This is a genomic window from Pseudomonas frederiksbergensis, from assembly GCF_001874645.1.
Classification (GTDB): Bacteria; Pseudomonadota; Gammaproteobacteria; order Pseudomonadales; family Pseudomonadaceae; genus Aquipseudomonas; species Aquipseudomonas frederiksbergensis_B.
Genome location: NZ_CP017886.1, coordinates 2,319,341 through 2,342,801, shown reverse-complemented (window position 1 = coordinate 2,342,801; position 23,461 = coordinate 2,319,341). Strand labels below are relative to the sequence as shown.

At 60.6% G+C, this 23,461-nt stretch carries 21 protein-coding genes; 15 read left to right on the top strand and 6 right to left on the bottom strand.

Annotated features, from left to right (window positions below; all coding sequences use genetic code 11):
• Positions 1-117 precede the first annotated feature (117 nt).
• Positions 118-825 carry a PqiC family protein gene (locus tag BLL42_RS11375; protein WP_071552145.1) on the top strand — a complete coding sequence of 236 codons (708 nt, stop codon included), beginning with the start codon at positions 118-120 and terminating at the stop codon, positions 823-825.
• A 265-nt stretch (positions 826-1,090) separates the two neighbouring features.
• Here BLL42_RS11375 and BLL42_RS11370 read toward each other — a convergent pair whose 3' ends face one another.
• On the bottom strand, positions 1,091-2,629 hold the full coding sequence (locus BLL42_RS11370) for an AhpA/YtjB family protein (protein ID WP_071552144.1): 1,539 nt from the start codon (positions 2,627-2,629) through the stop codon (positions 1,091-1,093).
• Between the two features lie 134 nt (positions 2,630-2,763).
• Between BLL42_RS11370 and serB the strand changes: the two genes are divergently transcribed.
• The gene (gene serB, locus BLL42_RS11365; protein ID WP_071555742.1) at positions 2,764-3,978 is read left to right on the top strand and encodes a phosphoserine phosphatase SerB; all 1,215 of its coding nucleotides are present in this window, start codon (positions 2,764-2,766) and stop codon (positions 3,976-3,978) included.
• A gap of 145 nt (positions 3,979-4,123) precedes the next feature.
• Here the strand turns inward: serB and asd are convergent, their stop codons facing one another.
• The 3 genes from asd to BLL42_RS11350 are packed head-to-tail and all read right to left on the bottom strand — an operon-like array spanning position 4,124 to position 7,400.
• Entirely contained in the window at positions 4,124-4,984 is an 861-nt protein-coding gene (gene asd / locus BLL42_RS11360) for an archaetidylserine decarboxylase (RefSeq protein ID WP_071552142.1), read from the bottom strand.
• A 9-nt stretch (positions 4,985-4,993) separates the two neighbouring features.
• On the bottom strand, positions 4,994-5,818 hold the full coding sequence (locus BLL42_RS11355) for a rhodanese-like domain-containing protein (protein WP_071552141.1): 825 nt from the start codon (positions 5,816-5,818) through the stop codon (positions 4,994-4,996).
• 43 nt (positions 5,819-5,861) lie between these two features.
• The gene (locus BLL42_RS11350; protein ID WP_071552140.1) at positions 5,862-7,400 is read right to left on the bottom strand and encodes an HDOD domain-containing protein; all 1,539 of its coding nucleotides are present in this window, start codon (positions 7,398-7,400) and stop codon (positions 5,862-5,864) included.
• Positions 7,401-7,566: 166 nt separating this feature from the next.
• On the opposite strand from BLL42_RS11350, the gene motA reads away from it, so the two are divergent.
• Both motA and motB read left to right on the top strand, forming a co-directional pair.
• Positions 7,567-8,418: a flagellar motor stator protein MotA gene (gene motA / locus BLL42_RS11345; protein ID WP_071552139.1), complete on the top strand. Its 852-nt coding sequence runs from the start codon at positions 7,567-7,569 to the stop codon at positions 8,416-8,418.
• A gap of 3 nt (positions 8,419-8,421) precedes the next feature.
• Positions 8,422-9,462 (top strand): flagellar motor protein MotB, encoded by a 1,041-nt coding sequence (motB, locus tag BLL42_RS11340; RefSeq protein WP_071552138.1) that lies wholly within the window; start codon positions 8,422-8,424, stop codon positions 9,460-9,462.
• Positions 9,463-9,561: 99 nt separating this feature from the next.
• Here motB and rsgA read toward each other — a convergent pair whose 3' ends face one another.
• Entirely contained in the window at positions 9,562-10,593 is a 1,032-nt protein-coding gene (gene rsgA, locus BLL42_RS11335; RefSeq protein WP_071552136.1) for a small ribosomal subunit biogenesis GTPase RsgA, read from the bottom strand.
• A 107-nt stretch (positions 10,594-10,700) separates the two neighbouring features.
• Here rsgA and orn point away from each other — a divergent pair, with 107 nt between their 5' ends.
• Together orn and BLL42_RS11325 are read left to right on the top strand one after the other, a co-directional pair.
• Positions 10,701-11,243 carry an oligoribonuclease gene (gene orn / locus BLL42_RS11330; protein ID WP_071552134.1) on the top strand — a complete coding sequence of 181 codons (543 nt, stop codon included), beginning with the start codon at positions 10,701-10,703 and terminating at the stop codon, positions 11,241-11,243.
• Positions 11,244-11,425: 182 nt separating this feature from the next.
• Positions 11,426-12,037, top strand: coding sequence for a trimeric intracellular cation channel family protein (locus tag BLL42_RS11325; RefSeq protein ID WP_071552132.1), 612 nt, complete (start codon positions 11,426-11,428; stop codon positions 12,035-12,037).
• Between the two features lie 101 nt (positions 12,038-12,138).
• Here the strand turns inward: BLL42_RS11325 and queG are convergent, their stop codons facing one another.
• On the bottom strand, positions 12,139-13,203 hold the full coding sequence (queG, locus tag BLL42_RS11320) for a tRNA epoxyqueuosine(34) reductase QueG (RefSeq protein WP_071552130.1): 1,065 nt from the start codon (positions 13,201-13,203) through the stop codon (positions 12,139-12,141).
• Between the two features lie 63 nt (positions 13,204-13,266).
• On the opposite strand from queG, the gene BLL42_RS11315 reads away from it, so the two are divergent.
• The 9 genes from BLL42_RS11315 to hflC all read left to right on the top strand — a co-directional run bounded on the left by BLL42_RS11315 (position 13,267) and on the right by hflC (position 23,339).
• The gene (locus tag BLL42_RS11315) at positions 13,267-14,766 is read left to right on the top strand and encodes a bifunctional ADP-dependent NAD(P)H-hydrate dehydratase/NAD(P)H-hydrate epimerase (RefSeq protein ID WP_071552129.1); all 1,500 of its coding nucleotides are present in this window, start codon (positions 13,267-13,269) and stop codon (positions 14,764-14,766) included.
• Complete coding sequence (gene tsaE / locus BLL42_RS11310; RefSeq protein WP_071552128.1) at positions 14,754-15,224, top strand: tRNA (adenosine(37)-N6)-threonylcarbamoyltransferase complex ATPase subunit type 1 TsaE; 471 nt, start codon at positions 14,754-14,756, stop codon at positions 15,222-15,224. Before BLL42_RS11315 ends, tsaE begins: the two co-directional genes overlap by 13 nt.
• On the top strand, positions 15,225-16,661 hold the full coding sequence (locus tag BLL42_RS11305) for an N-acetylmuramoyl-L-alanine amidase (RefSeq protein WP_071552127.1): 1,437 nt from the start codon (positions 15,225-15,227) through the stop codon (positions 16,659-16,661).
• Between the two features lie 8 nt (positions 16,662-16,669).
• Positions 16,670-18,568, top strand: coding sequence for a DNA mismatch repair endonuclease MutL (gene mutL / locus BLL42_RS11300; RefSeq protein ID WP_174553354.1), 1,899 nt, complete (start codon positions 16,670-16,672; stop codon positions 18,566-18,568).
• Positions 18,568-19,539, top strand: coding sequence for a tRNA (adenosine(37)-N6)-dimethylallyltransferase MiaA (gene miaA, locus BLL42_RS11295; protein WP_071552125.1), 972 nt, complete (start codon positions 18,568-18,570; stop codon positions 19,537-19,539). Before mutL ends, miaA begins: the two co-directional genes overlap by 1 nt.
• A 93-nt stretch (positions 19,540-19,632) precedes the next feature.
• Complete coding sequence (gene hfq / locus BLL42_RS11290; protein WP_019691505.1) at positions 19,633-19,893, top strand: RNA chaperone Hfq; 261 nt, start codon at positions 19,633-19,635, stop codon at positions 19,891-19,893.
• 12 nt (positions 19,894-19,905) lie between these two features.
• On the top strand, positions 19,906-21,207 hold the full coding sequence (gene hflX / locus BLL42_RS11285; protein WP_071552124.1) for a ribosome rescue GTPase HflX: 1,302 nt from the start codon (positions 19,906-19,908) through the stop codon (positions 21,205-21,207).
• Positions 21,208-21,303: 96 nt separating this feature from the next.
• Positions 21,304-22,470, top strand: coding sequence for an FtsH protease activity modulator HflK (gene hflK, locus BLL42_RS11280; RefSeq protein WP_071552123.1), 1,167 nt, complete (start codon positions 21,304-21,306; stop codon positions 22,468-22,470).
• Positions 22,470-23,339, top strand: a complete 870-nt coding sequence (hflC, locus tag BLL42_RS11275; RefSeq protein WP_019691508.1) for a protease modulator HflC — start codon at positions 22,470-22,472, stop codon at positions 23,337-23,339. The genes hflK and hflC overlap by 1 nt, the downstream gene beginning before the upstream one ends.
• Positions 23,340-23,461: the final 122 nt, after the last annotated feature.

Genomic DNA, 23,461 nt, shown 5'->3' with positions numbered 1-23,461 from the left:
GCAAGCCATATTCACGGATGATATGGCCTTTCAAGCGTGGGCGAGGTCCTGCGTTCTTCATATTGATTGAGTATTTTTCACTGTGACCGGCCTGTTGGCCGTCACTTGGATGGGATGATGACTGTTCTGCGCCTTCCTCTAATTTTGTTGCTCGCTGGCGTTTTTGGCCTGGCGGGTTGCAGCGTTCACCAGCCGGTGTCGCTGTATCAGCTGGACAGCGGAAGTCCGGCTCAGCCTGCGCAAAGCGCGGGCATGGCGGTTTTGTTGGGCCCGGTATCGATCGCCGATTACCTGCAACGTGAAACCCTGTTGCAGCGCCAGCCGGATGGCAGCCTGCAAGCATCCACCGACGGGCGTTGGGCGGGCAGCCTGTCTTCGGACATTAATCAGCTTCTATTGCGTCAGGTGGCCGGCCATCTGGACAGCCAGCGCGTCGTGTTGGCGCCTGCGACCCTGGGTTTCACCCCGGATGTACAGGTTTTGCTGTCGATCACTCGTCTGGATTCGGGGGAGTCGCAACCGGCGATCCTTGATGCCCAGTGGCGTTTGATCGACCGTCGCGGCCAGGTGCGTGACAACCGCATCGTTCATCTGCAAGAGCCACACGCCAGTGGTACGGCCGCTCAGGTGCAGGCCCAGGGCATATTGCTGCAACGTTTGGCCGAGCAGCTGTCGGTCGCACTCAAGCCTCTGGCCAATCAGCCACCGGTTGCCGAAGTGCCGCGTAAACCTGCGCCCAAGCCTGCGGCGCCGGTAGAACCGGAAAAACCGAAGATCCCGATGGCTTCACCGATTCGCACGGACATGGAAGTGTTCAGGTTCTAAGGTGAATGCTGTACAGACAAAGCCCGCGTTGATGCGGGCTTTGTCGTTTCTGGGTGTCGCCCTTGTTGTCTTGGGGTCCAGAGAATCAAAAGATCGCAGCCTGCGGCAGCTCCTACAAGGAGCGGTGCATACCCGCAGGAGCTGCCGCAGGTTCGGGCCGCGTTCGGACGATCTTGGCGGTTGCACAAGCGCTGCGAATCTCCCTGCCATGAAAAAGCCCGCAGACGATCACTCATCTGCGGGCTTTTTCGTTCACGGGCCGGGTTCAACTCTTGGCGCGTGTCTCATGCATGCGCGCCAGTTGCCGCTCCAGCATCGATGGGTAAGGCTCCATCAACCGCTCGACGCAGCAAGCGCCTTCAGGGCTGGCGATTGGGCGGATCCGCGCACGTTGGCGGATCAGCACGTCATCGCTGATCTTGCGTTCCACCAGCAGCAGGTTTCGGCTGTGTTGGGACAATGCGAGAGCGTCCTGAGCCGTTTCGGTCAGCAGCAGATCAATCTGGCTGAGGCCAAAGAGCTCATCGCCCAGCGTCAGGCCCAACTGCAATTGCAGGGTGATGCCGCTGTCGGCGACCTCGATCTGCAACTGATGGCCGAGTGCGCGTAGCAGCTCACCGCAGCAAATGGCGTTGGTCAGGTAGTCGTCACCGCTGTCTTCACTGTGGAACAGCATCAGCGTGCTGCCATCGTTCAGGGTGTGCAGTTCGCTTTCATACAGCGACGCAGCCTGGTCCAGGCAGTCGCGATAACGCTCCAGCAGTTCGGTCAGGCGCGCACGCGGCAGGCGGCGCAGTTGATCCTGAGCGCCCAACTGCACCGCCAATACTGCGCTGTGCTGTGGTTGCGCCGGGGCAGCAGGCTTGGGTTGCGGTTTGGCCACGGGGGCGGCGGCAGCGGTGTCGCGAAGGTCGGCAAACGGATCTTCTTCGTCCAGTTCGTCCTCTTCTGCACTGACCACATGTCGTGGCGCCGCTTTCAGACCGGCCACCGGAGCGCTCTCGTCGAAGCTCGGGTCGCGCAGGTTGCGCACTTCGAAGGTCGGCTCGGCCTCTTCAGTGTCTTGGTAATCGTCGAATTCAGGCTCGGGCTCGGGTTCAGGCTCGACCTTTTCAGGCGCGAAACTGCTGTGGAGCTGGCGGGCCAGGTCACCGATTTCGTCCTGGCGCTGAGTCGCCGGGGTGTGTTCGTCAATATCGCGCAGCCACACCCGCAATTGCAGCAGCGGCGTGGAGATGTGCCGGCCCAGGCGCAAGCTCAGAGCCAGGGACAAGGCCAGCAGGATAGCGCTGAGAATGCCCATGCTTTGCAGGCTGATGGTCATCGGCTGTTCGAACTGCGCCATGTCCAGGCTGATCCGCAGTTGACCGGCGGTCACGTCCTGAAAGGTGATCTTGCTCTCGTACATGCCTTCGGCTTCGCCCAGCAAGCCATGCTTGGGACGCTGCCCGGCCTCGGCGAGAATCCGGTTGTCGACGCTATAAATAGCTGCGTGAGCCACCAACGGATTCTTGGTCAGGTTGTTCAGCAACACGTTAAGGCTGAGGATGTCGTTGGACACCAACAGTTCGGTCGCTGACATCGCTGTCTGGGTGGTCAGGCTCTGGCCGAGGGCATCCGCTTGTTCGTGCATGGCCTGTTTGAACTGCAGACCCATCACGCAGGCGTAGATCACCAGGGCCAATGCGACCAGGATCACGTTATGGCTGGCAATGCGCAATGCGATCGGTACACGGCGATGGCGCAGTGCCCGGAAGATCAGCAGAAAGAAGTTATCGGTTTTGACTGGCGTAGGCCGGTTCACTGAGCTCGGCTCTTTTGTCCGTGAAGTTGATGCGCAGTATAGCGACAGGCCCCAGACCGGCAAAGCGCTCGCTGTGCCCGATGGTCACTGAAAGTGGGTAGAATGCGGTTTTTTTCCACATGCGGGGGTGCGCCTTGCGCGAAATCGTCCTGATAAACATCACGGGAGTCGACCGTCCGGGTCTGACTGCGGCCATTACCGGTGTACTGGCCCAGGGTGGTGTGAACATTCTCGACATCGGTCAGGCGGTGATCCACGACACGTTGTCGTTCGGTATCCTGGTTGAAATTCCCGACACCGAACAGGGTTCGTCGGTGCTCAAGGACATCCTGTTCAAGGCCTACGAGCTGGGGCAGCAGGTGCGTTTCACGCCCGTGTCCGAAGAGGACTACCAGCTGTGGGTCGGTGCTCAAGGCAAGAAACGCCACATTGTGACCTTGCTGACCCGCAAAGTGACAGCCGAGCAGTTGCAACGCGTGAGTTCGATCACCGCCAAGTACGGTCTGAACATCGATCACATCGACCGTCTGTCCGGGCGTATGCCGTTGGACACCCCGGCCGACAAGGGCAAGGGCTGCATTGAATTCTCCGTGCGCGGCGAAGCGGCTGATCCGCAGGCCCTGCGTGCCGAATTCCTCAGCGTGGCCCAGGAACTGAACGTCGACATCGCTTTCCAGGAAGATTCGCTGTTCCGTCGCAACCGTCGTCTGGCGGTGTTCGACATGGACTCGACACTGATCGAAGCCGAAGTCATCGACGAACTGGCCAAGGCGGCCGGGGTGGGCGAGAAGGTTTCGGAAATTACCGAGCGGGCGATGGCCGGGGAACTGGATTTCCGTGCCAGCTTCAAGGAGCGCCTGGCCTTGCTCAAAGGGTTGGACGTCAGTGTGCTGGACTCGATCGAGGCTTCCCTGCGCCTGACCGAAGGCGCTGAAACCTTGTTCGCCGAACTCAAGCGTCTGGGCTACAAGACGGCCATTCTGTCGGGCGGCTTCACTTACTTCGCCAAACAGCTGCAAGCCAAGCTAGGCATCGATTATGTGTTCGCCAACGAACTGGAAGTGGTCGACGGTAAAGTGACCGGTGTGGCTGTCGAGCCGATCGTCGATGCACAGCGCAAAGCCGATTTGCTACGTGAACTGGCGCACAAGGAAGGGTTGCGTCTGGAGCAGACCATTGCCGTCGGTGACGGTGCCAATGATTTGCCGATGCTGGCGATTGCAGGTCTCGGTGTGGCGTTCCGTGCCAAGCCGCTGGTCAAACAGTCGGCCAAGCAGGCGATTTCGACGCTGGGTCTGGATGGCGTACTGTATTTGCTGGGCTTCAGAGATCGCGACGGTCAGCTCTGAGCTGAATCGAGCACCCAAAGAAACGCCGCAAATAGCGGCGTTTTTTTATGCCCGTAGGAGCTGCCGCAGGCTGCGATCTTTTGACACCTGCGTGATCGTGAAGATCAAAAGATCGCAGCCTGCGGCAGCTCCTACAGGCGTTTGGTTATGCCTTTGGAGCGCCCAGACCTTGGCCCATCACCACGGGTGAACCAGCCGCCAGCTCTTCAGCCCACTTCACTTGATCCGGGCCAAACAGCACGACCGCCGTCGAACCCAGTTTGAAGCGACCCAGTTCGGCGCCTTTTTCCAGGTGAATCGGCGCACGGGCAGCTTCGTCGTAGCGGAAGGTTTTCAGTTCGCGCTTGGGTGGCGTTACCAGCCCGGCCCAAACGGTTTCGATCGAAGCGACGATCATCGCACCAACCAGTACCACTGCCATCGGGCCGCGTTCGGTGTCGAAGATGCACGCTACGCGTTCGTTGCGGGCGAACAGTTCTGGAACGTTTTCCGCGGTGGTCTGGTTGACCGAGAAGATTCGGCCCGGAATGTAGACCATTTCGCGCAGGGTGCCGGCCAGCGGCATGTGTACGCGGTGATAGTCTTTCGGCGACAGGTAAATGGTGGCGAAATCACCGCCCATGAACGGCGCAGCGTTTGCCGCGTCACCCCCGAGCAATTCCAGCACGCTGAAACTGTGGCCCTTGGCCTGGAACACGCGGCCGTGCTCGATCGGGCCGAGCTGGCTGACGGCGCCATCGGCCGGGCTGAGGATCGCGCCTGGGGTCTGGTCCAATGGGCGTGCGCCGTCTTTCAGCGCGCGGGTGAAGAACGCGTTGAAGTGTTCGTAAGCGGTCAGGTCTTCGACCAGTGCTTGCGACATATCCACCTGATAGCGCTTGGCGAACCAGGCGGTGAAGGCGTTCTTGAACCAGCGCACGCGGCATTCGGCAATGCAGCCGGCCAGACGCGACAGTAAGTGATGGGGCAGCAGGTACTGACTGAGGATAAACAAACGCTTTTTCATTAACTGTCCTTAAGAACCTTGAATCTCAACAGGCGTATCGGGGTGGTTGCCCCATTCGCCCCAGGAGCCGGCGTAGCCTTTGACCCGCGGATAACCGAGCGCCTTGGCCACCAGATAGGTGAAGCCAGAGCGATGGTGGGTCTGGCAGTGGGTAATCACTTCTTTGTCTTTGCTGATCCCGAGCTGCTCGAGGATCTGCGGCATGTCGGTACGGATGCGCAGGTTGCGTGTCTTGTCCATACCGGCGGTCCATTCGAAATTGACTGCGCCAGGGATGTGCCCACCCTTGGCCGCAAGCACCTTCTCACCGGAATACTCCAGCGGTCCGCGCGCGTCCCAGATCGCCAGATCGGCGGCACCGAGACGGCTTTGCAGGTATTCGCGGGTGGCCGTGGGCTCGTCATGCAAGGTCAGTGCAACCGGGCCGCCGACTGCCGTTGGAACCTCGGTCGAAACCGGCAAGTTTTCCGCTAGCCACGCCAGCAGACCGCCGTCCACGTAGTGATATTTAGTGTGACCGATGACATCCAGCAGCCAGATGAAACGTCCGGCCCAGCCACCGCCTTCGTCGTCGTAGACCACGTAGACCGCGTCCGGGTTATGCCCCAGTTCGCCGAACAGGGCTTCAAGCGCAGCGTGCGACGGCATCAGGCCCGGCGCCGGCGCATGACCCAACTGAGTACGTTTAGGGTCGATGAAGCGCGCGCCGGGAATGTGGCCTTCGGCGTAGCGGGCGCTGCTGGTCAGGTCGACCAGAATCAGTTCGCGAGCATCGAGACGGGCGAGCAGGTCGCTCGGTTCGATGACCAGCGACAAGCCAGAGAAGTCAGACATGTGAGGTCTCCAGAGCACAAAGGTGAGGATTGTAGCGCAGGAACTACTGGCCGCGGTTGCTAAAGCTGTGAAGGGCTTTTTCGATGCACTGTGCGGTTTTGCCGAAGGCTTGCACGGTGATTTCCGAAAATGGCCCGCCGCCCTGGTCCGCCACGACCAGCATGATCACCCGGCCATTGTTGACCAGTGAACGCAGCAGCAGGTGCTCGCCGCCGAACAGTGCGCGCAGGTTGTCCGGCAGCAAGGCCGAAAATTGTGCGTTGTTGGCTGGAGTCAGGCGCACTTGCGCTTGTTGCGAGAGCAAGCGTTGCAGCACGGTGCTCTGGCTGACCAGCAGGTTCAGGCCGGAGGCTTCTTTGGGTAGTCCGGCGCTCTGGTGCACCCGCAGATGGGTATGGGTACGGTCAGCCATCAGGATCATCACCCGACGCATGCCGCAGGCAACAAGCGCGTCCCGGGCGGAGGTGGTCAGGTGCATGGCGTTGATGAAGCGACTCGGCTCCACCAGCAGCTCGGCGCATTGTTTGCGCCACTTCAGCAGATCCTCGGCGGTGGGTGCGGGCGCCGGAAGCTGGCTGCGATGAAGGCGCCGCTCGTCCCACGGCCAGAGCAATGCCCCGGCCGGATGCCAGAGGTCCGGCATCGCGTGCTTGCGAGCGCTGAGTGCGGCTTGCTGGTGCAGTTGCTGCTGGACCTCGTCCATCGGTATTTGCAGGTAGAGGCTGGTCAGAAGTTGCCAGCGCAGGCAGTGAGGACTACCCCAGGCTTGCTGTGCTGATAACGCCAGGCCGTTGGCCAGCAACACCGTGTTGGCCGGTTGATTGAGCCAGCGGCGCAGGGTCGGATCGTCGTCGAGACGGTTTTGCTGGCGCAGCGGGTGATCGGCGTCGCGGGCGATATGCAGGACTTTCACCAGCTCGTGTTGTTCATCCTGTAGCAGTCGATAGCCTTGCCCTACCCAGATTGGCAGGCGCCAGACTTCCGCCAGTGCCAGGCCTAGCTCCAGCAGGCGCACGCCGAACAACTCTTTTTCGACCTTGCTCGCGGGCTCGCCCTTGTGGAGCACTCGCAGCTCCCAGTCTTCGAGCAGCTGCGGGAAGGTCAAGGCCAGTGGCCAGAACGGCGAGAGAAACAGCAGGCTACCCCAGTGGATGTCCTGCCAGAGCCGTGCCAGGCGGCTGGCAAAAAAACCATTGGCCTGTTGGGTCGCATGCTGGCTGATCAGTTGCAGCTGGCGCAGGGCCGGCGGGATGTCGTTCTGGGGCAGGGCGGGCAAGCGCGCGAGCAGTTCTTCGGTACGTTTGAGGCCGAGGCGATTGATGGCCACCTCCAGGTTCTCGCTGGGCTCGCTCAGGGTGCCGTGGGTGTGGCGATTGGCTTCGCGGATGACGCTGAGAGCCAGGGCCGGGCTGCCCTGCATCAATTCGGCAATATCGCGCAACGAGCTGCGATTGTCGGCGATTGCCTGGCAGACGCGATCATGGCTGGCTCGCGGCACGGGCAAGGTCACGCCATCGAGAAGCTTGACCCAGCCTACGAGTGTGGTCGGTTTAGCCGTTGGAACGGTCGTTTCATTAGCCATGGTTGGGCGCGATCATCGTCTGCATTAAACACACCCGGAGTGGGCCAAATTAGCTTTTCGCCTTAACTGGCTATAGTCTGGCGCAGTTTTGCCGATAAGTAGAAGAAGAGATTTTTTAACTTCCGAATATGACCTTGAACCCGACTCAGTAAGTACCTCCCTACCTATGGCTAAAATTATCGGCATCATCGTCGTATTCGCGAGCGTGCTCGGCGGATACGTGCTTTCCCACGGCAAGATTGCCGCCCTGATCCAACCGTTCGAGGTGATGATCATCGGCGGTGCAGCGCTGGGTGCATTCCTTCAGGCCAACCCCGGCTCCACGACGATGATCGTGCTCAAGAAGTCCTTGGGCATGTTCAGTTCGCGTTTCAGTCACACCTTCTATCTGGAAGTGCTGAGCCTGGTCTACGAGATCCTCAACAAGAGCCGTCGCGAAGGCATGATGGCAATTGAAGGCGATATTGAAGACGCCGCTGCCAGCCCGATTTTTGCCAAGTACCCGGCTGTCCTCAAAGACGACCGCATGACCGCGTTTATCTGCGATTACTTGCGCATCATGTCGTCTGGCAACATGGCGCCGCATGAACTTGAAGGGCTGTTCGACATGGAACTGTACAGCCTCAAGGAAGACCTGGAGCACCCCTCCCATGCGGTCAACGGTATCGCGGATGCGATGCCCGGTTTTGGTATCGTCGCGGCGGTACTCGGTATTGTGGTGACCATGGCCTCGCTGGGTGACGGCGATCAAAAAGCTATCGGCATGCACGTAGGTGCTGCTCTGGTAGGTACCTTCTTCGGTATTCTCGCCGCCTACGGTTTCTTTGGCCCGCTGGCGCACTCCCTGGCTCACGATGCCAAGGAAGAGCTGAACGTTTACGAGGCCATCAAGGCTTCGTTGGTGGCTTCGGCTTCCGGTATGCCGCCATCGCTGGCCGTGGAGTTCGGGCGCAAGGTTCTGTACCCGGCGCACCGTCCGAGCTTCGCCGAGCTGGAACAAGCGGTTCGCGGTCGCTAAGTCATGGAAAATAATCAGCCGATAATCATCAAGCGCGTCAAGCGCATTGCTGGCGGGCATCACGGGGGCGCGTGGAAAATCGCCTTCGCTGACTTCGCGACGGCGATGATGGCGTTCTTCCTGGTGTTGTGGCTGTTATCCACCGCCACACCGGAACAGAAGATCGCCATTGCCGGTTACTTCAAAGACCCGATCGGCTTCTCTGAAAGCGGTACGCCGTACATCATCGATCTGGGCGGCACGCCGGTGCTGGCGCCGGACAAGACCCTCAATCCCGAGGTCAAGTCTCAGCCGCAGCCGGACAAGGTCACTGTCGATACCGATCAGGTCGAGAAAATGGCCGAGGAAGTCGAGAAGGAACGCCTTGAACTGTTGCTGCAAGAGTTGCAGAACAAGGTTGAAGAGAACCCGCAGCTGAAGAAGTTCAAGGACCAGATTCTTTTCGACATCACCCCGGATGGTTTGCGCATCCAGATCATCGATTCTGAAAATCGGCCGATGTTCGACTCTGGCAGTGCGCGCTTGAAGCCGTACTTCGAAGACATTCTGCTGGCCATGGCCGACACCATCAAAGCGGTGCCGAACAAGATCAGCATCGGCGGCCATACTGACGCCAAGCCTTATGCGGGTACCGGCGATTTCGGCAACTGGGAGCTGTCGGCCAACCGTGCCAGCGCCGCTCGCCGTGCGCTGGTCGCGGGCAGCTATCCGGATCAGCAAGTGGCGCGGGTGGTAGGTTACGCCTCGTCGGTGTTGTTCGATCGCAAAAATCCGCTCAATCCGGTCAATCGCCGCATCGACATTGTCGTGCTGACCAAGAAGGCCCAGCGCGCCATCGAGGGTGACGAAGGCGCGGAGCCGGCGCCGACACCAGGGCAGGGCGCTCCGGGTGAGGTGCCTGCCGTACCTGCCGATCCGAATGCTTTGCCGGCGGACAAGGAGCCACTGCCGGCGCATGAACTTCGGGAACGCTTGAACCTGTTCGACAACCCGGCACCGAAAGCAGGTGACCCGGCCAAACCGGCTGAGCCAGCCAGGCAGTGACCCAATAAAAAGCCGCGATGATCGCGGCTTTTTATTGTCTGTCGTACTGCAGCGGACGGCCAGCAGCCCTGTCAGTATCAGGGTTGCCGGGCAGTCCGTTTAATAGCTGGTTTCGGGCAGGCTGGCGATGATCGAGCGGTAGCTGTTCATGCGCTGCTGTTGCACGCGGCCTTCTTCCAGTGCCTTGAGCAGGGCGCAACCGGGTTCACGGTCGTGCTTGCAGTCGCGGAAGCGGCAGGTGCCGATCAAGTCGTTGAACTCGATAAAGCCGGCTTCGACGTCGGCGCGGCTGACGTGGCCCAGGCCGAATTCCCGAATCCCCGGGGAGTCGATCAACTCACCGCCGCCGGGGAAGTGGAACAACCGCGCGGTGGTGGTGGTGTGGGTGCCCTGGCCAGACAGTTCGGACAACGGGCCGACGCGGGTTTCGACTTCCGGCAGCAGGCTGTTGACCAGCGAGGACTTGCCGACGCCGGACTGGCCGACGAACACACTGATGCGCCCGTCCAGTTGCTCCTGCAGCGTCTCCATGCCATTGCCGTGATGGGCCGAAACCTCCAGCACCGGGTAACCCAGCGTGCGGTAAACCGCCAGTAAGGCATTCAGCGCCGGTGCGTTCTGCTCGTCGATCAGGTCGAACTTGTTGAGCAACAGCAACGGGCGAATGCCAGCGTGTTCGGCGGCGACCAGGTAGCGGTCGATCAGGTTGGCATGAGGCTCGGGCAGCGGGGCGAAGACAATCACGATCATGTCGACGTTGGCGGCGACCGGCTTGAGCTGGCCACGGCTGTCAGGGCGGCACAGCTCGGTATTGCGCGGCAGTTGCGCAACGATCACGCCGATGCCCTGATTGCCGGCGCGCCAGACCACCTGGTCGCCGGTCACCAGCGCAGGCAGGTTGGCCCGCAAGTGGCAGCGGAACACCTGGCCGGCCAGTTCGCCGTCGCGGGCTTCGACCTCGACCTGAACGCCGAAGTGAGCGATCACCAGGCCCGTCTGCTCGGGGCCAAGGTCGCCGCCCTCGAGCGCTTCCACGGCGGAGGATTCGCGTTTGGCGGCGCGGGCAGCGCGCTCGCCTTGAATTTTTTCGATGCGCCAGTTTTGACGACGATTGAGTTGGCGTTTGGCCATGGGTGTTCCGTGTCGATAATGCAGCGATTAGGTAAAACGGCCGCGAGTTTAGCACGCCCCGAGAGTCCTCTAGGCTAAACTGCGTGCCTACGCCGAGGAGCCGACACATGCAAAACCCGCAGAATCTGATCTGGATCGATCTGGAAATGACCGGTCTGAACCCTGATACCGACGTCATCATCGAGATGGCCACCATTGTCACCGACAGCAATCTCAACACCCTGGCCGAGGGCCCGGTGATTGCCATTCACCACAGCGACGAGATCCTGGCGGGCATGGACGAGTGGAACACCCGTCAACACGGTGGCTCTGGCCTGACCCAGCGGGTACGCGACAGCCGCATCAGTATGGCTGAAGCCGAAGCCGAGACCATCGCCTTCCTGGAGAAGTGGGTGCCAAAGGGCAAGTCGCCGATCTGCGGCAACAGCATTTGCCAGGACCGTCGCTTCCTTTATACGCACATGAAGTCCCTGGAAAGCTACTTCCACTACCGTAATCTCGACGTCTCGACCTTGAAGGAACTGGCTGCACGCTGGGCTCCGGACGTGCGCGACAGCTTCAAGAAGGGCAGCACTCACCTGGCGCTGGACGATATCCGCGAGTCGATCGCCGAGCTGCAGCACTACCGCCAGCATTTCATCAAGGCTTAATCCAGGCACGCGCCCCCTGTACAAGCTGCCGCAGGCTGCGATCTTTTGATCTTGAAAAATCAACGTCAAAAGATCGCAGCCTGCGGCAGCTCCTACGAAAAGCAGGTGTGCCGGCACCTTGCCCTCTTTTGGTGCCCTGACGATCTGAGTAGACTGCGCGCCTTCTCGTAAGGACCGCCACCATGTTGCTGATGCTCTACCTGATTGCCATTACCGCTGAAGCCATGACCGGCGCGTTGTCTGCCGGTCGGCGTGGCATGGACTGGTTTGGCGTGGTGCTGATCGCCTGCGTGACGGCCCTGGGCGGTGGTTCGGTGCGTGACGTGCTGCTCGGGCATTACCCGCTGACCTGGGTCAAACACCCGGAATACCTGGTGCTGACCTCGGCCGCGGCGATGCTCACGGTCTTTACGGCACGCTGGATGCGCCATCTGCGCTCGCTGTTTCTGGTGCTCGACGCCGTGGGGTTGGTGGCGTTTACCCTGATCGGCTGCATGACCGCGCTGGAAATGGGTCACGGCATGCTGGTGGCGTCGGTCAGCGGGGTGATCACCGGGGTGTTCGGCGGCATCTTGCGCGACATCTTCTGCAACGACATCCCGCTGATTTTCCGTCGCGAGCTCTACGCCAGCGTCTCGTTCGCCGCCGCGTGGTGCTACATGCTCTGCCTGTACCTGCAATTACCCGCTGAACAGGCGATCCTGATCACCTTGTTTGGCGGCTTCCTGTTGCGCTTGCTGGCAATTCGTTTCCACTGGGAAATGCCCAAGTTCGTTTACAACGACGAAGCCTGATACCCGCCCCCTCGTAGGAGCTGCCGCAGGCTGCGATCTTTTGATCTTGGAAAATCACAATCAAAAGATCGTCCGAACGCGGCCCGAACCTGCGGCAGCTCCTACGGGAGTCCGTGTTGTTTCAGGGCCCACGCCACATGCTCGCGTACCAGTTCCGACGGATAATCCGCGCGCGCTTTCAGGGCTTCCAGCACCGGAATCGTTGAGGGCGCATTTCCAAGTCCCACAGCCAAGTTGCGCAGCCAGCGTTCATAGCCGGCACGGCGCAACGGTGAACCTTCGGTGCTGCTCAGAAATTTGTCTTCATCCCACATGAACAGTTCCGCCAACTCGGCGTTGTCGAGGTTGTGTCGCGGTTTGAAGTCGCTTTCGCCGGACGGGCGGGCGAAGCGGTTCCACGGGCAAACGATCTGGCAATCATCGCAACCGAACACCCGATTGCCGATCAGTGGTCGCAAGTCTTCGGGGATCGCGCTTTTCAGCTCGATGGTCAGGTACGAAATGCAGCGTCGGGCGTCCAGCACATAGGGGCCGACAAAGGCCTTGGTCGGGCAGATATCCAGGCACGCCGTGCAGCGCCCGCAGTGTTCGGTGCTGTGAGGCGGGTCCACCGGCAGCGGCAGGTCGACGAACAGTTCGCTCAAGAAGAAGTAACTGCCAGCCTTGCGGTTCAGCACCAGGGTGTTTTTACCGATCCAGCCGAGACCGGCCTGTTCGGCGATGGCTTTTTCCAGCACCGGGGCGCTGTCGACGAATGCCCTGTAACCGAAGGGGCCGATGACCTGCTGAATCTTCTCGGCCAGTTGCTGCACGCGTTTGCGGATCAGCTTGTGATAGTCGCGGCCCAGGGCATAGCGCGAGACGTAGGCTTTTTCCGGTTGGCCCAGGCGCTTGGCCATTTCAGTGTCGCCCGGCAGGTAGTCCATACGTAGCGAAACTACCCGCAGCGTGCCCGGCACCAGTTCTTCCGGGTGTGAGCGTTTGCTGCCGTGGGCGCCCATGTATTCCATTTCGCCGTGGTAGCCGGCTTCGAGCCAGCGCTCCAGGTGTTGTTCATGCTCAGCCAGGTCCAGACCACTGATGCCAACTTGTTGAAAGCCCAACTCGCGGCCCCAGTCTTTGATCGATTGGGCGAGAGCAGGAAGATCTGTGGTAATTGCAGGCATGAGACAGGGGAAACCGGAGCTGAGGTGCGTATAATTCTGCCAGACATCGGAGCCTGAAGACGTATGCCGCAGACAAAACACCATTTACCCGACGCACTGTACAGCGCCGCACAGGTCAGGGCGCTCGATGCGCGGCTGATTGCGACCGGGACAACGGGCTTCGAATTGATGCATCGGGCTGCTCGCGCCACGTGGCGGGCGTTGGTCCGGCACTGGCCGACGGCTAGTGAACTCAGTGTGTTGGCGGGTCACGGCAATAACGCCGGGGACGGTTATCGGGTGGCGGTGCTGGCCCTGCGAGCCGGCTGGCAGGTGCGAGTGCTGGCGGTGGCTGAACCGTCGCGCTTGCAGGGCGATGCGGCGCTGGCGTATGCCGAGTCGCTGGCCGCCGGGGTTGTCGTCGAGGTCTGGTCGCCTTCGATCGAGCTGCGTGGCGTGGTGCTGGATGCGCTGCTGGGCACCGGTCTGAGCGGTGACGTGCGCGAACCCTATGGCGCCGCGATTGAGGCAATCAACGCCAGTGGCCTGCCTGTCGTGTCGGTGGATATTCCATCGGGTCTGTGCGCTGATACCGGTCGGGTCCTCGGCGTTGCGGTTCGGGCGGACCTCACCGTGACGTACATCGGCCTCAAGCTTGGGCTGTTCACCGGCGATGCGGCGGATCAGGTGGGGGAGCTGCAGTTCAGCGATCTGCAGGCCGACCCGCAGATCGTCGCTGAAAGTGCCGTCAGTGCTCAGCGCCTGAACCCCGGCAACCTGCCGCGCCTGGCGGCTCGGGCACCAAGCGCTCACAAAGGCCGGTTCGGTCACGTCCTGCTGATTGGCGGCGACCGCGGTTTCGGCGGCGCCATTCTCTTGGGCGCCGAAAGTGCCCTGCGCAGCGGTGCGGGCATGGTGTCTCTGGCGACTCGCAGTGAGCATGTTCCGGCTGCCTTGGCGCGAGTGCCTGAAGTCATGGTGCTGGGCACTCACTCGGCCAACCAGTTGATGGCGCCGCTTGAGCAAGCCAGTGTGATTGTCGTCGGGCCGGGTCTTGGCAAGGCCGCGTGGGGTCGCAGTTTGCTGTCGGCGGCAGCCAATGCCTCGTTACCGCAGGTGTGGGATGCCGATGCGCTGAATCTGCTGAGCCAAGGTGATGTGCGTCTGCCGAAGGGTTGCGTGATCACCCCGCATCCGGGGGAAGCGGCGCGGTTATTGGGGATTTCCACGGCCGAGGTTCAAGCGGATCGCCCCGCCGCGGCCCATGCATTGAGCAAAAAATACACAGCCACCGTCATCCTCAAAGGGGCTGGCAGCCTGATTGCCAGTCCCGATGGTCGTTTGGCGCTGTGTCATCAAGGCCACCCGGCCATGGCCACCGCGGGTCTGGGAGATGTATTGGCCGGACTGGTCGGCGCCTTGCTGGCTCAGGGCATGAACGCATTCGATGCGGCTTGCCTAGCGGTCTGGCTGCACGCCAATGCCGGCGAGCGTGAAGGTAAATCTGGCCGGGGACTGGCGGCCAGTGATCTGATTCCCACCATTCGTCAGTTGCTGGAGGAGCAAGCACCGTGTCTGAAGTAACCCTGTATCTGGCCAATGAAGAGGCCATGGTCGTGTTGGGCAACCATATCGCTCAAGTGACTCAAGGGCACGGCATCATCTTTCTGGACGGTGACCTGGGGGCGGGCAAAACCACCCTGTCGCGGGGCATTATTCGCGGTTTGGGGCATGTAGGGGCAGTAAAAAGTCCGACCTTCACCTTGGTCGAACCCTACGAGATCGGCAACATTCGCGCCTTCCATTTTGACCTTTATCGACTGGTCGACCCGGAGGAGCTGGAGTTTCTCGGCATCCGCGACTACCTCGAAGACGATGCACTGTGTCTGATCGAGTGGCCCCAGAAGGGTGCAGGCTTTTTGCCAAAGCCCGACCTGACCATTACCATTAGCCCGCATGACAGCGGGCGTTCGCTGAATCTGTCGCCCCAAGGTTTGCGTGGCGAGTCTTGGTGTGCCGCTTTGGCATTGGAATTCAAATAAATGATGGGGTTAGGTATGCGCTTTCGCGCGTTGGTTGCTGTCGTAGGAATGCTGCTTACGGCACTGGCCGTCGACGCTGTGGCCGCGACAAAGGTCAACAGTGTTCGTCTGTGGCGGGCGCCGGATAACACGCGACTGGTGTTCGACCTGTCGGGTCCGGTCCAGCACAGCGTCTTTACCCTGACGTCCCCGGATCGTCTGGTGATCGACATCAATGGCGCAGTCCTTGGTGCACCGCTGAAGGTCTCCACCGCCAATACCCCGATTACCGACATGCGTTCGGCTCAGCGCACGCCGACCGATCTGCGGGTGGTCATCGACCTGAAAAAAGCCGTTACCCCGAAAAGCTTCGTGCTGGCGCCGAATGCGCAGTATGGCAACCGACTGGTGGTCGACCTGTTCGACAACGCCGCCGATGCCGCGCCACCGCCTGCGCCGACCCCGGCCCCAACCGTTGCCACCGTGCCTGCGGTGCCGGTGGCTCCGGTTGAACCGGCGATCAAGCTGCCGCCTGCTCCGGCCGGCAAGCGCGACATCATCGTGGTCATCGATGCCGGTCACGGTGGCGAAGACCCTGGCGCTTCTGGTTCCCGTGGTCAGCACGAGAAAGATGTAGTGCTGGCCATCGCCCGCGAGCTGCAGCGTCAGGTCAACGGCATGAAAGGCTTCCGTGCCGAGCTGACCCGTACCGGTGACTACTTCATTCCGTTGCGCGGCCGTACCGAAATCGCCCGCAAGAAGGGCGCCGACCTGTTCGTTTCGATCCACGCCGACGCGGCGCCCTCCGCTGCAGCGTTCGGCGCCTCGGTGTTCGCCTTGTCCGAACGTGGCGCGACGTCCGAAACCGCGCGTTGGCTGGCCGACAGCGAAAACCGCTCCGACCTGATCGGCGGTGCCGGCAACGTCAGCCTCGACGACAAGGACAAGATGCTCGCCGGCGTACTGCTTGATCTGTCGATGACCGCGTCGCTGACCTCCAGCCTGAACGTCGGCCAGAAGGTGTTGAGCAACATTGGCCGGGTCACGTCGTTGCACAAGCAGCGCGTCGAGCAGGCCGGGTTCATGGTGCTGAAGTCGCCGGACATTCCGTCGATCCTGGTGGAAACCGGGTTTATCTCCAACGCCAACGAAGCCTCGAAACTGGCGGCGTCCAGCCATCAGCAAGCGCTGGCCCGTTCGATCAGCGCGGGTGTGCGCCAGTTCTTCCAGCAGAACCCGCCACCGGGCACCTACATCGCCTGGCTGCGTGATTCCGGCAAGATTGCCCAAGGGCCGCGTGACCACACGGTGCGTCCGGGTGAAACCCTGGCGATGATCGCCGTGCGTTATCAGGTCTCGGCTGCGACCCTGCGCAGCGCCAACAACCTGCAATCCGACGAACTGAAAATCGGCCAGCACCTGAACATCCCGGGCACCGAACTGGCGGCCAAGGAATGAACGACGCCGTGAGCAACGCAGCGCGTATCGAGCTGCTCAGCCCGCGCCTGGCGAACCAGATTGCCGCCGGTGAGGTGGTTGAGCGCCCGGCTTCGGTGATCAAGGAACTGCTGGAAAACAGCCTCGACTCCGGCGCCAGACGAATCGACGTCGATGTCGAGCAGGGCGGCGTCAAACTGCTGCGGGTTCGCGACGATGGCAGCGGGATTTCCTCCGATGATTTGCCGCTGGCGCTGGCGCGACATGCCACCAGCAAGATCCGCAATCTCGAAGATCTCGAGCAGGTCATGAGCCTCGGGTTTCGCGGTGAAGCACTCGCGTCGATAAGCTCCGTGGCGCGTCTGACCCTGACGTCCCGCACCCGGGATGCCGATCAGGCCTGGCAGGTCGAGACCGAAGGCCGGGACATGGCGCCTCGCGTTCAGCCAGCGGCTCACCCGGTCGGCACCTCGGTTGAGGTTCGCGACCTGTTCTTCAATACCCCGGCGCGGCGTAAATTCCTCAAGACCGAAAAAACCGAATTCGATCACCTGCAAGAAGTGATCAAGCGTTTGGCTCTGGCGCGCTTCGACGTGGCGTTCCATCTGCGCCATAACGGCAAAACCATCCTCAGCCTGCACGAAGCCCATGACGAAGCGGCGCGCGCCCGGCGTGTGGCGGCGATCTGCGGTTCGGGTTTCCTGGAGCAGGCGCTGCCGATCGAGATCGAGCGCAATGGCCTTCATCTGTGGGGCTGGGTCGGGTTGCCGACCTTTAATCGCAGTCAGGCGGATTTGCAGTATTTCTTCGTGAACGGCCGTGCCGTGCGCGACAAACTGGTGGCCCACGCGGTGCGCCAGGCGTATCGCGACGTGCTGTTCAATGGTCGGCACCCGACGTTCGTCCTGTTTTTCGAAGTCGATCCGGCGGGCGTCGACGTCAACGTGCACCCGACCAAGCACGAAGTACGCTTCCGTGACGGGCGCATGGTTCACGATTTCCTCTACGGCACCTTGCACCGCGCCTTGGGCGATGTGCGTCCGGAAGACCATCTGGCCGCACCTGTCGCGACGGTCATGGTCAGGCCGACCGGCATCGACGCCGGCGAGTTCGGCCCGCAAGGTGAAATGCGTCTGGCGGCCAATGCGTTGCTGGAGCAGCCGCAGGCACAACCGTCCTTTAATACGACGGCGGGCTCAGGCGCTGGTGCGGGTTATCAGTATCAATACACGCCGCGTCCGCAGTCGGGTGTGCCGGTGGCTGAAGCGCAGGCTGCCTATCGCGAGTTTTTTGCGCCATTGCCGGAGGCTAATTCCACCGCACTGCCTGACGGCCAGGACGATATCCCGCCGCTGGGGTATGCGCTGGCACAACTCAAGGGTATCTACATTCTTTCGGAAAACGCCCAAGGGCTGGTGCTGGTGGACATGCACGCCGCGCATGAGCGGATCATGTACGAGCGCCTGAAAGTCGCGATGGCCAGCGAAGGCCTGAGCGGCCAACCGCTGCTGGTGCCGGAGTCGATTGCGGTCAGTCAGCGTGAAGCCGATTGCGCCGAAGAGCATGTCAGCTGGTTCCAGCGCCTCGGCTTTGAACTTCAGCGTCTGGGCCCGGAAACCCTGGCGATCCGGCAGATTCCGGCGTTGCTCAAACAGGCCGAGGCCAACCGTCTGGTTCACGACGTATTGGCGGACCTGATGGAATACGGCACCAGCGACCGGATTCAGGCGCACCTGAACGAACTGCTCGGCACCATGGCCTGCCACGGCGCTGTCCGCGCCAACCGGCGTCTGGCCTTGCCGGAAATGAACGGTCTGCTGCGGGACATGGAAAGCACCGAGCGCAGTGGTCAATGCAACCATGGCCGACCGACCTGGACCCAATTGGGGCTGGACGATCTGGACAAACTGTTCTTGCGCGGTCGTTGATGAGCCAGCTCCCTCCAGCGATATTCCTGATGGGCCCGACCGCTGCGGGCAAGACTGATCTGGCTATCGAGCTGACCAAGGTCCTGCCCTGCGAGCTGATCAGCGTCGACTCGGCGCTGGTGTATCGCGGCATGGACATCGGCACGGCCAAGCCTTCGAAAGAACTGTTGGCCGAGTTTCCTCATCGGCTGATCGACATTCTTGACCCGGTCGAGGCCTATTCAGCGGCTGATTTTCGCCGGGATGCCCTGGAGGCCATGGCCGAGATCACTGCGCGCGGCAATATTCCGCTGCTGGTCGGCGGCACCATGCTCTATTACAAGGCTTTGCTCGAAGGTCTGGCGGACATGCCGGCGGCTGATCCGCAGATCCGCGCTGAAATCGAGGAGGAGGCTGCACGCCTTGGCTGGCAAGCCCTGCACGATCAGTTGGCGGTGATTGATCCGGTGTCGGCGGCGCGAATTCACCCCAATGACCCGCAGCGACTCAGCCGGGCGCTGGAAGTTTATCGGGTCAGCGGCCAGAGCATGACCGAACACCGCGCGCGACAATCTGCGCAAAGTACTGAAGCAGGCGCTTCGGGTCGCCCACAATTGCCCTATACTGTCGCGAACTTGGCTATCGCTCCGGCGAACCGTCAGGTACTGCATGAGCGTATTAAACAAAGATTTACACAAATGTTGGAACAGGGATTCATTGACGAGGTCGTAGCCCTGCGTAAAAGAAGTGACCTGCATGCAGGGTTGCCGTCTATACGCGCTGTAGGCTACCGACAAGTCTGGGATTACCTGGATGGCAAGCTGACGTCAGCCGAGATGCAGGAGCGTGGGATCATTGCCACGCGCCAATTGGCGAAGCGCCAGTTCACCTGGCTGCGCAGTTGGGCTGATTTACACTGGTTGGACAGCCTCGATTGCGACAATCTGCCACGCGCCTTGAAATACCTGGGAACGGTCTCCATATTGAGCTGAGTCCTTGCAATTGCCGTCTATCCTTGGGGGTGTGACGGCCTAAGCCATTTTTTTACCTATTTTTATTATTGAATCCTTAAAGGAGTGCGGCACATGTCAAAAGGGCATTCGCTACAAGACCCTTACTTGAATACATTGCGTAAAGAGAAAGTTGGGGTTTCCATCTATCTGGTCAACGGCATCAAACTGCAAGGCACGATCGAGTCGTTCGACCAGTTCGTTATCCTGCTGAAAAACACCGTCAGCCAGATGGTTTACAAACACGCTATCTCTACAGTGGTGCCGGTTCGTCCAATTCGTCTGCCTAGCGCAACCGAATCCGAACAAGCTGACGCTGAGCCAGGTAACGCCTGATAGGAGTCTCCTTTGTTCTTTGAGCGCCACGGTGGTGGTGAGCGAACCATTCTCGTTCACTTGGATGGTCAGGACCCTGAGGCGCGCGAAGATCCGCAGGAGTTTCAGGAGTTGGCAATTTCGGCCGGCGCCGAGACCGTCGCGTTTGTTAACGTGCCGCGTCATCGGCCAACCGCCAAATACCTGATTGGTAGCGGCAAGGTCGAGGAGTTACGCGATCAGGTCAAAGCCGAGAAGGTCGATCTGGTGATTTTCAACTCCGTCCTCACGCCCAGTCAGGAACGTAACCTCGAACGTGTTTTCGAGTGTCGCGTGATTGACCGTACGGGCCTGATTCTCGATATCTTCGCCCAACGCGCCCGCACCCATGAAGGCAAGCTCCAGGTCGAACTGGCCCAGCTTGATTACATGAGTACGCGACTGGTTCGCGGCTGGACTCACCTTGAACGGCAGAAAGGCGGTATCGGCCTGCGCGGCCCGGGTGAAACCCAGCTCGAAACCGACCGGCGTCTTCTGCGGGTTCGCCTGCGGCAGATCAAGGGGCGTCTGGAAAAAGTCCGTAGCCAGCGTGATCAGGCTCGTCGTGGTCGTCAGCGTGCGGATATCCCTTCGGTTTCGCTGGTGGGTTATACCAACGCCGGCAAGTCGACGCTGTTCAACTCGGTTACCGATTCCGACGTATTCGCAGCAGACCAGTTATTCGCCACCCTCGACCCGACCTTGCGCCGGCTCGAGCTTGCCGACCTCGGTCCGATCGTGCTGGCCGACACCGTGGGTTTCATTCGTCACTTGCCGCACAAACTGGTCGAGGCATTTCGGGCTACGCTCGAAGAGTCGAGCAACTCTGACCTGTTGCTGCATGTGATCGACGCCCATGAGCCAGAACGCATGGCCCAGATCGAACAGGTCATGGCGGTGCTCGGCGAGATCGGTGCACAAGACTTGCCGATCCTGGAGGTCTATAACAAACTCGATTTGCTCGAGGGCGTAGAGCCGCAGATCCAGCGTGATGCCGACGGCAAGCCGCAGCGGGTCTGGTTGTCGGCGCGTGACGGTCAGGGTCTGGATCTGCTCAAACAGGCTATTGCGGAGTTGCTGGGCGACGATTTGTTCGTCGGCACCTTGCGCTTGCCGCAGCGTTTTGCTCGACTGCGTGCGCAGTTCTTTGCGCTCGGCGCGGTACAGAAAGAAGAACACGACGAAGAAGGCATCTGTTTGCTGGCCGTTCGTTTGCCGCGAGTCGAACTCAATCGACTGGTGAGCCGCGAAGGAATGCAGCCGCTGGAATTCATCGAGCAACACACTTTGCAATAAAAGCCTGAAAAAGCGGTTGTGCCGCTGTGGCAGGCATTCTGTAGCATTGGTCGGCGCGCCGTGGGTGCGTCTTTGCTTTATCAGATGGAGAGCGCTATGGCTTGGAATGAGCCGGGTGGCAACTCGAATAATCAGGATCCTTGGGGTGGTAAACGCCGCAATAATGGCGACCGCAAGGGGCCACCAGATCTCGACGAGGCCTTCCGAAAGCTGCAGGAAAGCCTGAATGGGTTGTTCGGTGGTGGTAAGAAACGCGGTGACGATGGCGGTGGTTCGGGCAAGGGCGGCGGTTACGGCCTGCTCGGCATCGGTCTTGTCGTGCTGGCGGCCGTCTGGCTGTACAGCGCGGTTTATGTAGTCGACGAGCAGGAGCAAGCCGTGGTGCTGCGCTTCGGCAAGTACTACGAAACCGTCGGTCCCGGTCTGAACATCTACTTCCCGCCGATCGATCGCAAGTACATGGAGAACGTCACGCGTGAGCGTGCCTACACCAAGCAGGGTCAAATGCTCACTGAAGACGAAAACATCGTCGAAGTGCCACTGACCGTGCAGTACAAGATCACCAATCTGCAGGACTTCGTGCTGAACGTCGATCAGCCGGAAATCAGCCTGCAACACGCGACCGAGAGTGCCTTGCGCCATGTGGTGGGTTCCACCGCCATGGATCAGGTGCTGACCGAAGGTCGTGAATTGATGGCCAGCGAAATCAAGGAGCGTCTGCAACGCTTCCTCGATACTTATCGCACCGGTATCACCGTCACTCAGGTCAACGTTCAGAGCGCAGCGGCACCGCGTGAAGTCCAGGAAGCCTTCGATGACGTGATCCGTGCTCGTGAAGATGAGCAGCGCTCGCGCAACCAGGCTGAAACCTACGCCAACGGCGTCGTGCCGGAAGCCCGTGGTCAGGCCCAGCGCATTATTGAAGATGCCAACGGTTACCGCGACGAAACGGTATCGCGCGCCAAGGGTGAGGCAGATCGCTTTACCAAACTGGTCGCCGAATATCGCAAGGCACCGGAGGTCACTCGTCAGCGTCTGTACCTGGACACGATGCAGGAAGTCTTCAGCAATACCAGCAAGGTTCTCGTGACCGGCAACAAGAATGGCCAGAACAATCTGCTGTACTTGCCGCTGGACAAGATGATCGACAGTGGTCGTAGTGGTGCGGCGCCGGTAACCGGCGCGGCCGCGACCAGCAATGACGGGCATACGCGTGCGGCAACTGATCTGCAGCAGCCGGCACGTACCAGGGAGAGTCGCTGATGAGCAATAAATCGCTGATCGCCCTTATTGTCGGCGTCGTCGTGGCGATCGCAGCCTGGAACTGCTTCTACATCGTGGCTCAGACCGAGCGTGCGGTGTTGCTGCAGTTCGGTCGCGTGGTTCAGACTGATGTTCAGCCGGGCCTGCATGTGAAAGTGCCTTACGTTAACCAGGTGCGTAAATTCGACGCACGCCTGATGACGCTGGACGCACCGACACAGCGTTTTCTGACGTTGGAAAAGAAAGCCGTCATGGTGGATGCCTACGCCAAGTGGCGCGTCAAGGATGCCGAGCGTTTCTACACCGCGACCTCCGGTCTCAAGCAGATTGCTGACGAGCGCCTTTCGCGTCGTCTGGAATCGGGCCTGCGTGACCAGTTTGGCAAGCGCACCCTGCACGAAGTGGTTTCCGGTGAGCGGGACGCACTGATGGCGGACATCACTGCTTCGCTGAACAAGATGGCGGAAAAAGAGCTGGGCATCGAAGTGGTCGATGTTCGGGTCAAGGCCATCGATCTGCCGAAGGAAGTGAACCGCAGCGTGTTCGAGCGCATGAGCACCGAGCGTGAGCGTGAAGCGCGCGAGCACCGTGCCAAGGGTAACGAGCTGGCCGAAGGCATCCGTGCCGACGCCGATCGTCAACGCCGCGTACTGCTGGCTGAAGCCTATCGTGAATCTGAAGAGGTTCGCGGTGACGGTGATGCCCAGGCCGCAGCGATCTACTCCAAGGCCTACGGCCAGGACCAGGAGTTCTACGGTTTCTACCGTAGCCTGCGTGCCTACCGTGAAAGCTTCGCGAACAAAACCGACGTCATGGTTCTGGACCCAAGCAGCGACTTCTTCCGTTATCTGGAAAAAGCCAAACCTTGATCCAACACCGATCTTGAAGGACCCCGCCGGGCGGCTAAAGCCTCTCGCGGGGTGATCCTTTGGGAAAACGTGTGTATGATGCGGCAGCCGGGAAATTCCCGGCTTTTTTGCGTCTGCACGTT

Excerpts from the sequence above, each read along its gene's own strand:
- BLL42_RS11375 (WP_071552145.1), top strand. The coding sequence starts at position 118 with ATGACTGTTCTGCGCCTTCCTCTAATTTTGTTGCTCGCTGGCGTTTTT.
- asd (WP_071552142.1), bottom strand. The coding sequence starts at position 4,984 with ATGAAAAAGCGTTTGTTTATCCTCAGTCAGTACCTGCTGCCCCATCAC.
- BLL42_RS11355 (WP_071552141.1), bottom strand. The coding sequence starts at position 5,818 with ATGTCTGACTTCTCTGGCTTGTCGCTGGTCATCGAACCGAGCGACCTG.
- BLL42_RS11350 (WP_071552140.1), bottom strand. The coding sequence starts at position 7,400 with ATGGCTAATGAAACGACCGTTCCAACGGCTAAACCGACCACACTCGTA.
- motA (WP_071552139.1), top strand. The coding sequence starts at position 7,567 with ATGGCTAAAATTATCGGCATCATCGTCGTATTCGCGAGCGTGCTCGGC.
- motB (WP_071552138.1), top strand. The coding sequence starts at position 8,422 with ATGGAAAATAATCAGCCGATAATCATCAAGCGCGTCAAGCGCATTGCT.
- rsgA (WP_071552136.1), bottom strand. The coding sequence starts at position 10,593 with ATGGCCAAACGCCAACTCAATCGTCGTCAAAACTGGCGCATCGAAAAA.
- orn (WP_071552134.1), top strand. The coding sequence starts at position 10,701 with ATGCAAAACCCGCAGAATCTGATCTGGATCGATCTGGAAATGACCGGT.
- BLL42_RS11325 (WP_071552132.1), top strand. The coding sequence starts at position 11,426 with ATGTTGCTGATGCTCTACCTGATTGCCATTACCGCTGAAGCCATGACC.
- queG (WP_071552130.1), bottom strand. The coding sequence starts at position 13,203 with ATGCCTGCAATTACCACAGATCTTCCTGCTCTCGCCCAATCGATCAAA.
- BLL42_RS11315 (WP_071552129.1), top strand. The coding sequence starts at position 13,267 with ATGCCGCAGACAAAACACCATTTACCCGACGCACTGTACAGCGCCGCA.
- BLL42_RS11305 (WP_071552127.1), top strand. The coding sequence starts at position 15,225 with ATGATGGGGTTAGGTATGCGCTTTCGCGCGTTGGTTGCTGTCGTAGGA.
- miaA (WP_071552125.1), top strand. The coding sequence starts at position 18,568 with ATGAGCCAGCTCCCTCCAGCGATATTCCTGATGGGCCCGACCGCTGCG.
- hfq (WP_019691505.1), top strand. The coding sequence starts at position 19,633 with ATGTCAAAAGGGCATTCGCTACAAGACCCTTACTTGAATACATTGCGT.
- hflK (WP_071552123.1), top strand. The coding sequence starts at position 21,304 with ATGGCTTGGAATGAGCCGGGTGGCAACTCGAATAATCAGGATCCTTGG.
- hflC (WP_019691508.1), top strand. The coding sequence starts at position 22,470 with ATGAGCAATAAATCGCTGATCGCCCTTATTGTCGGCGTCGTCGTGGCG.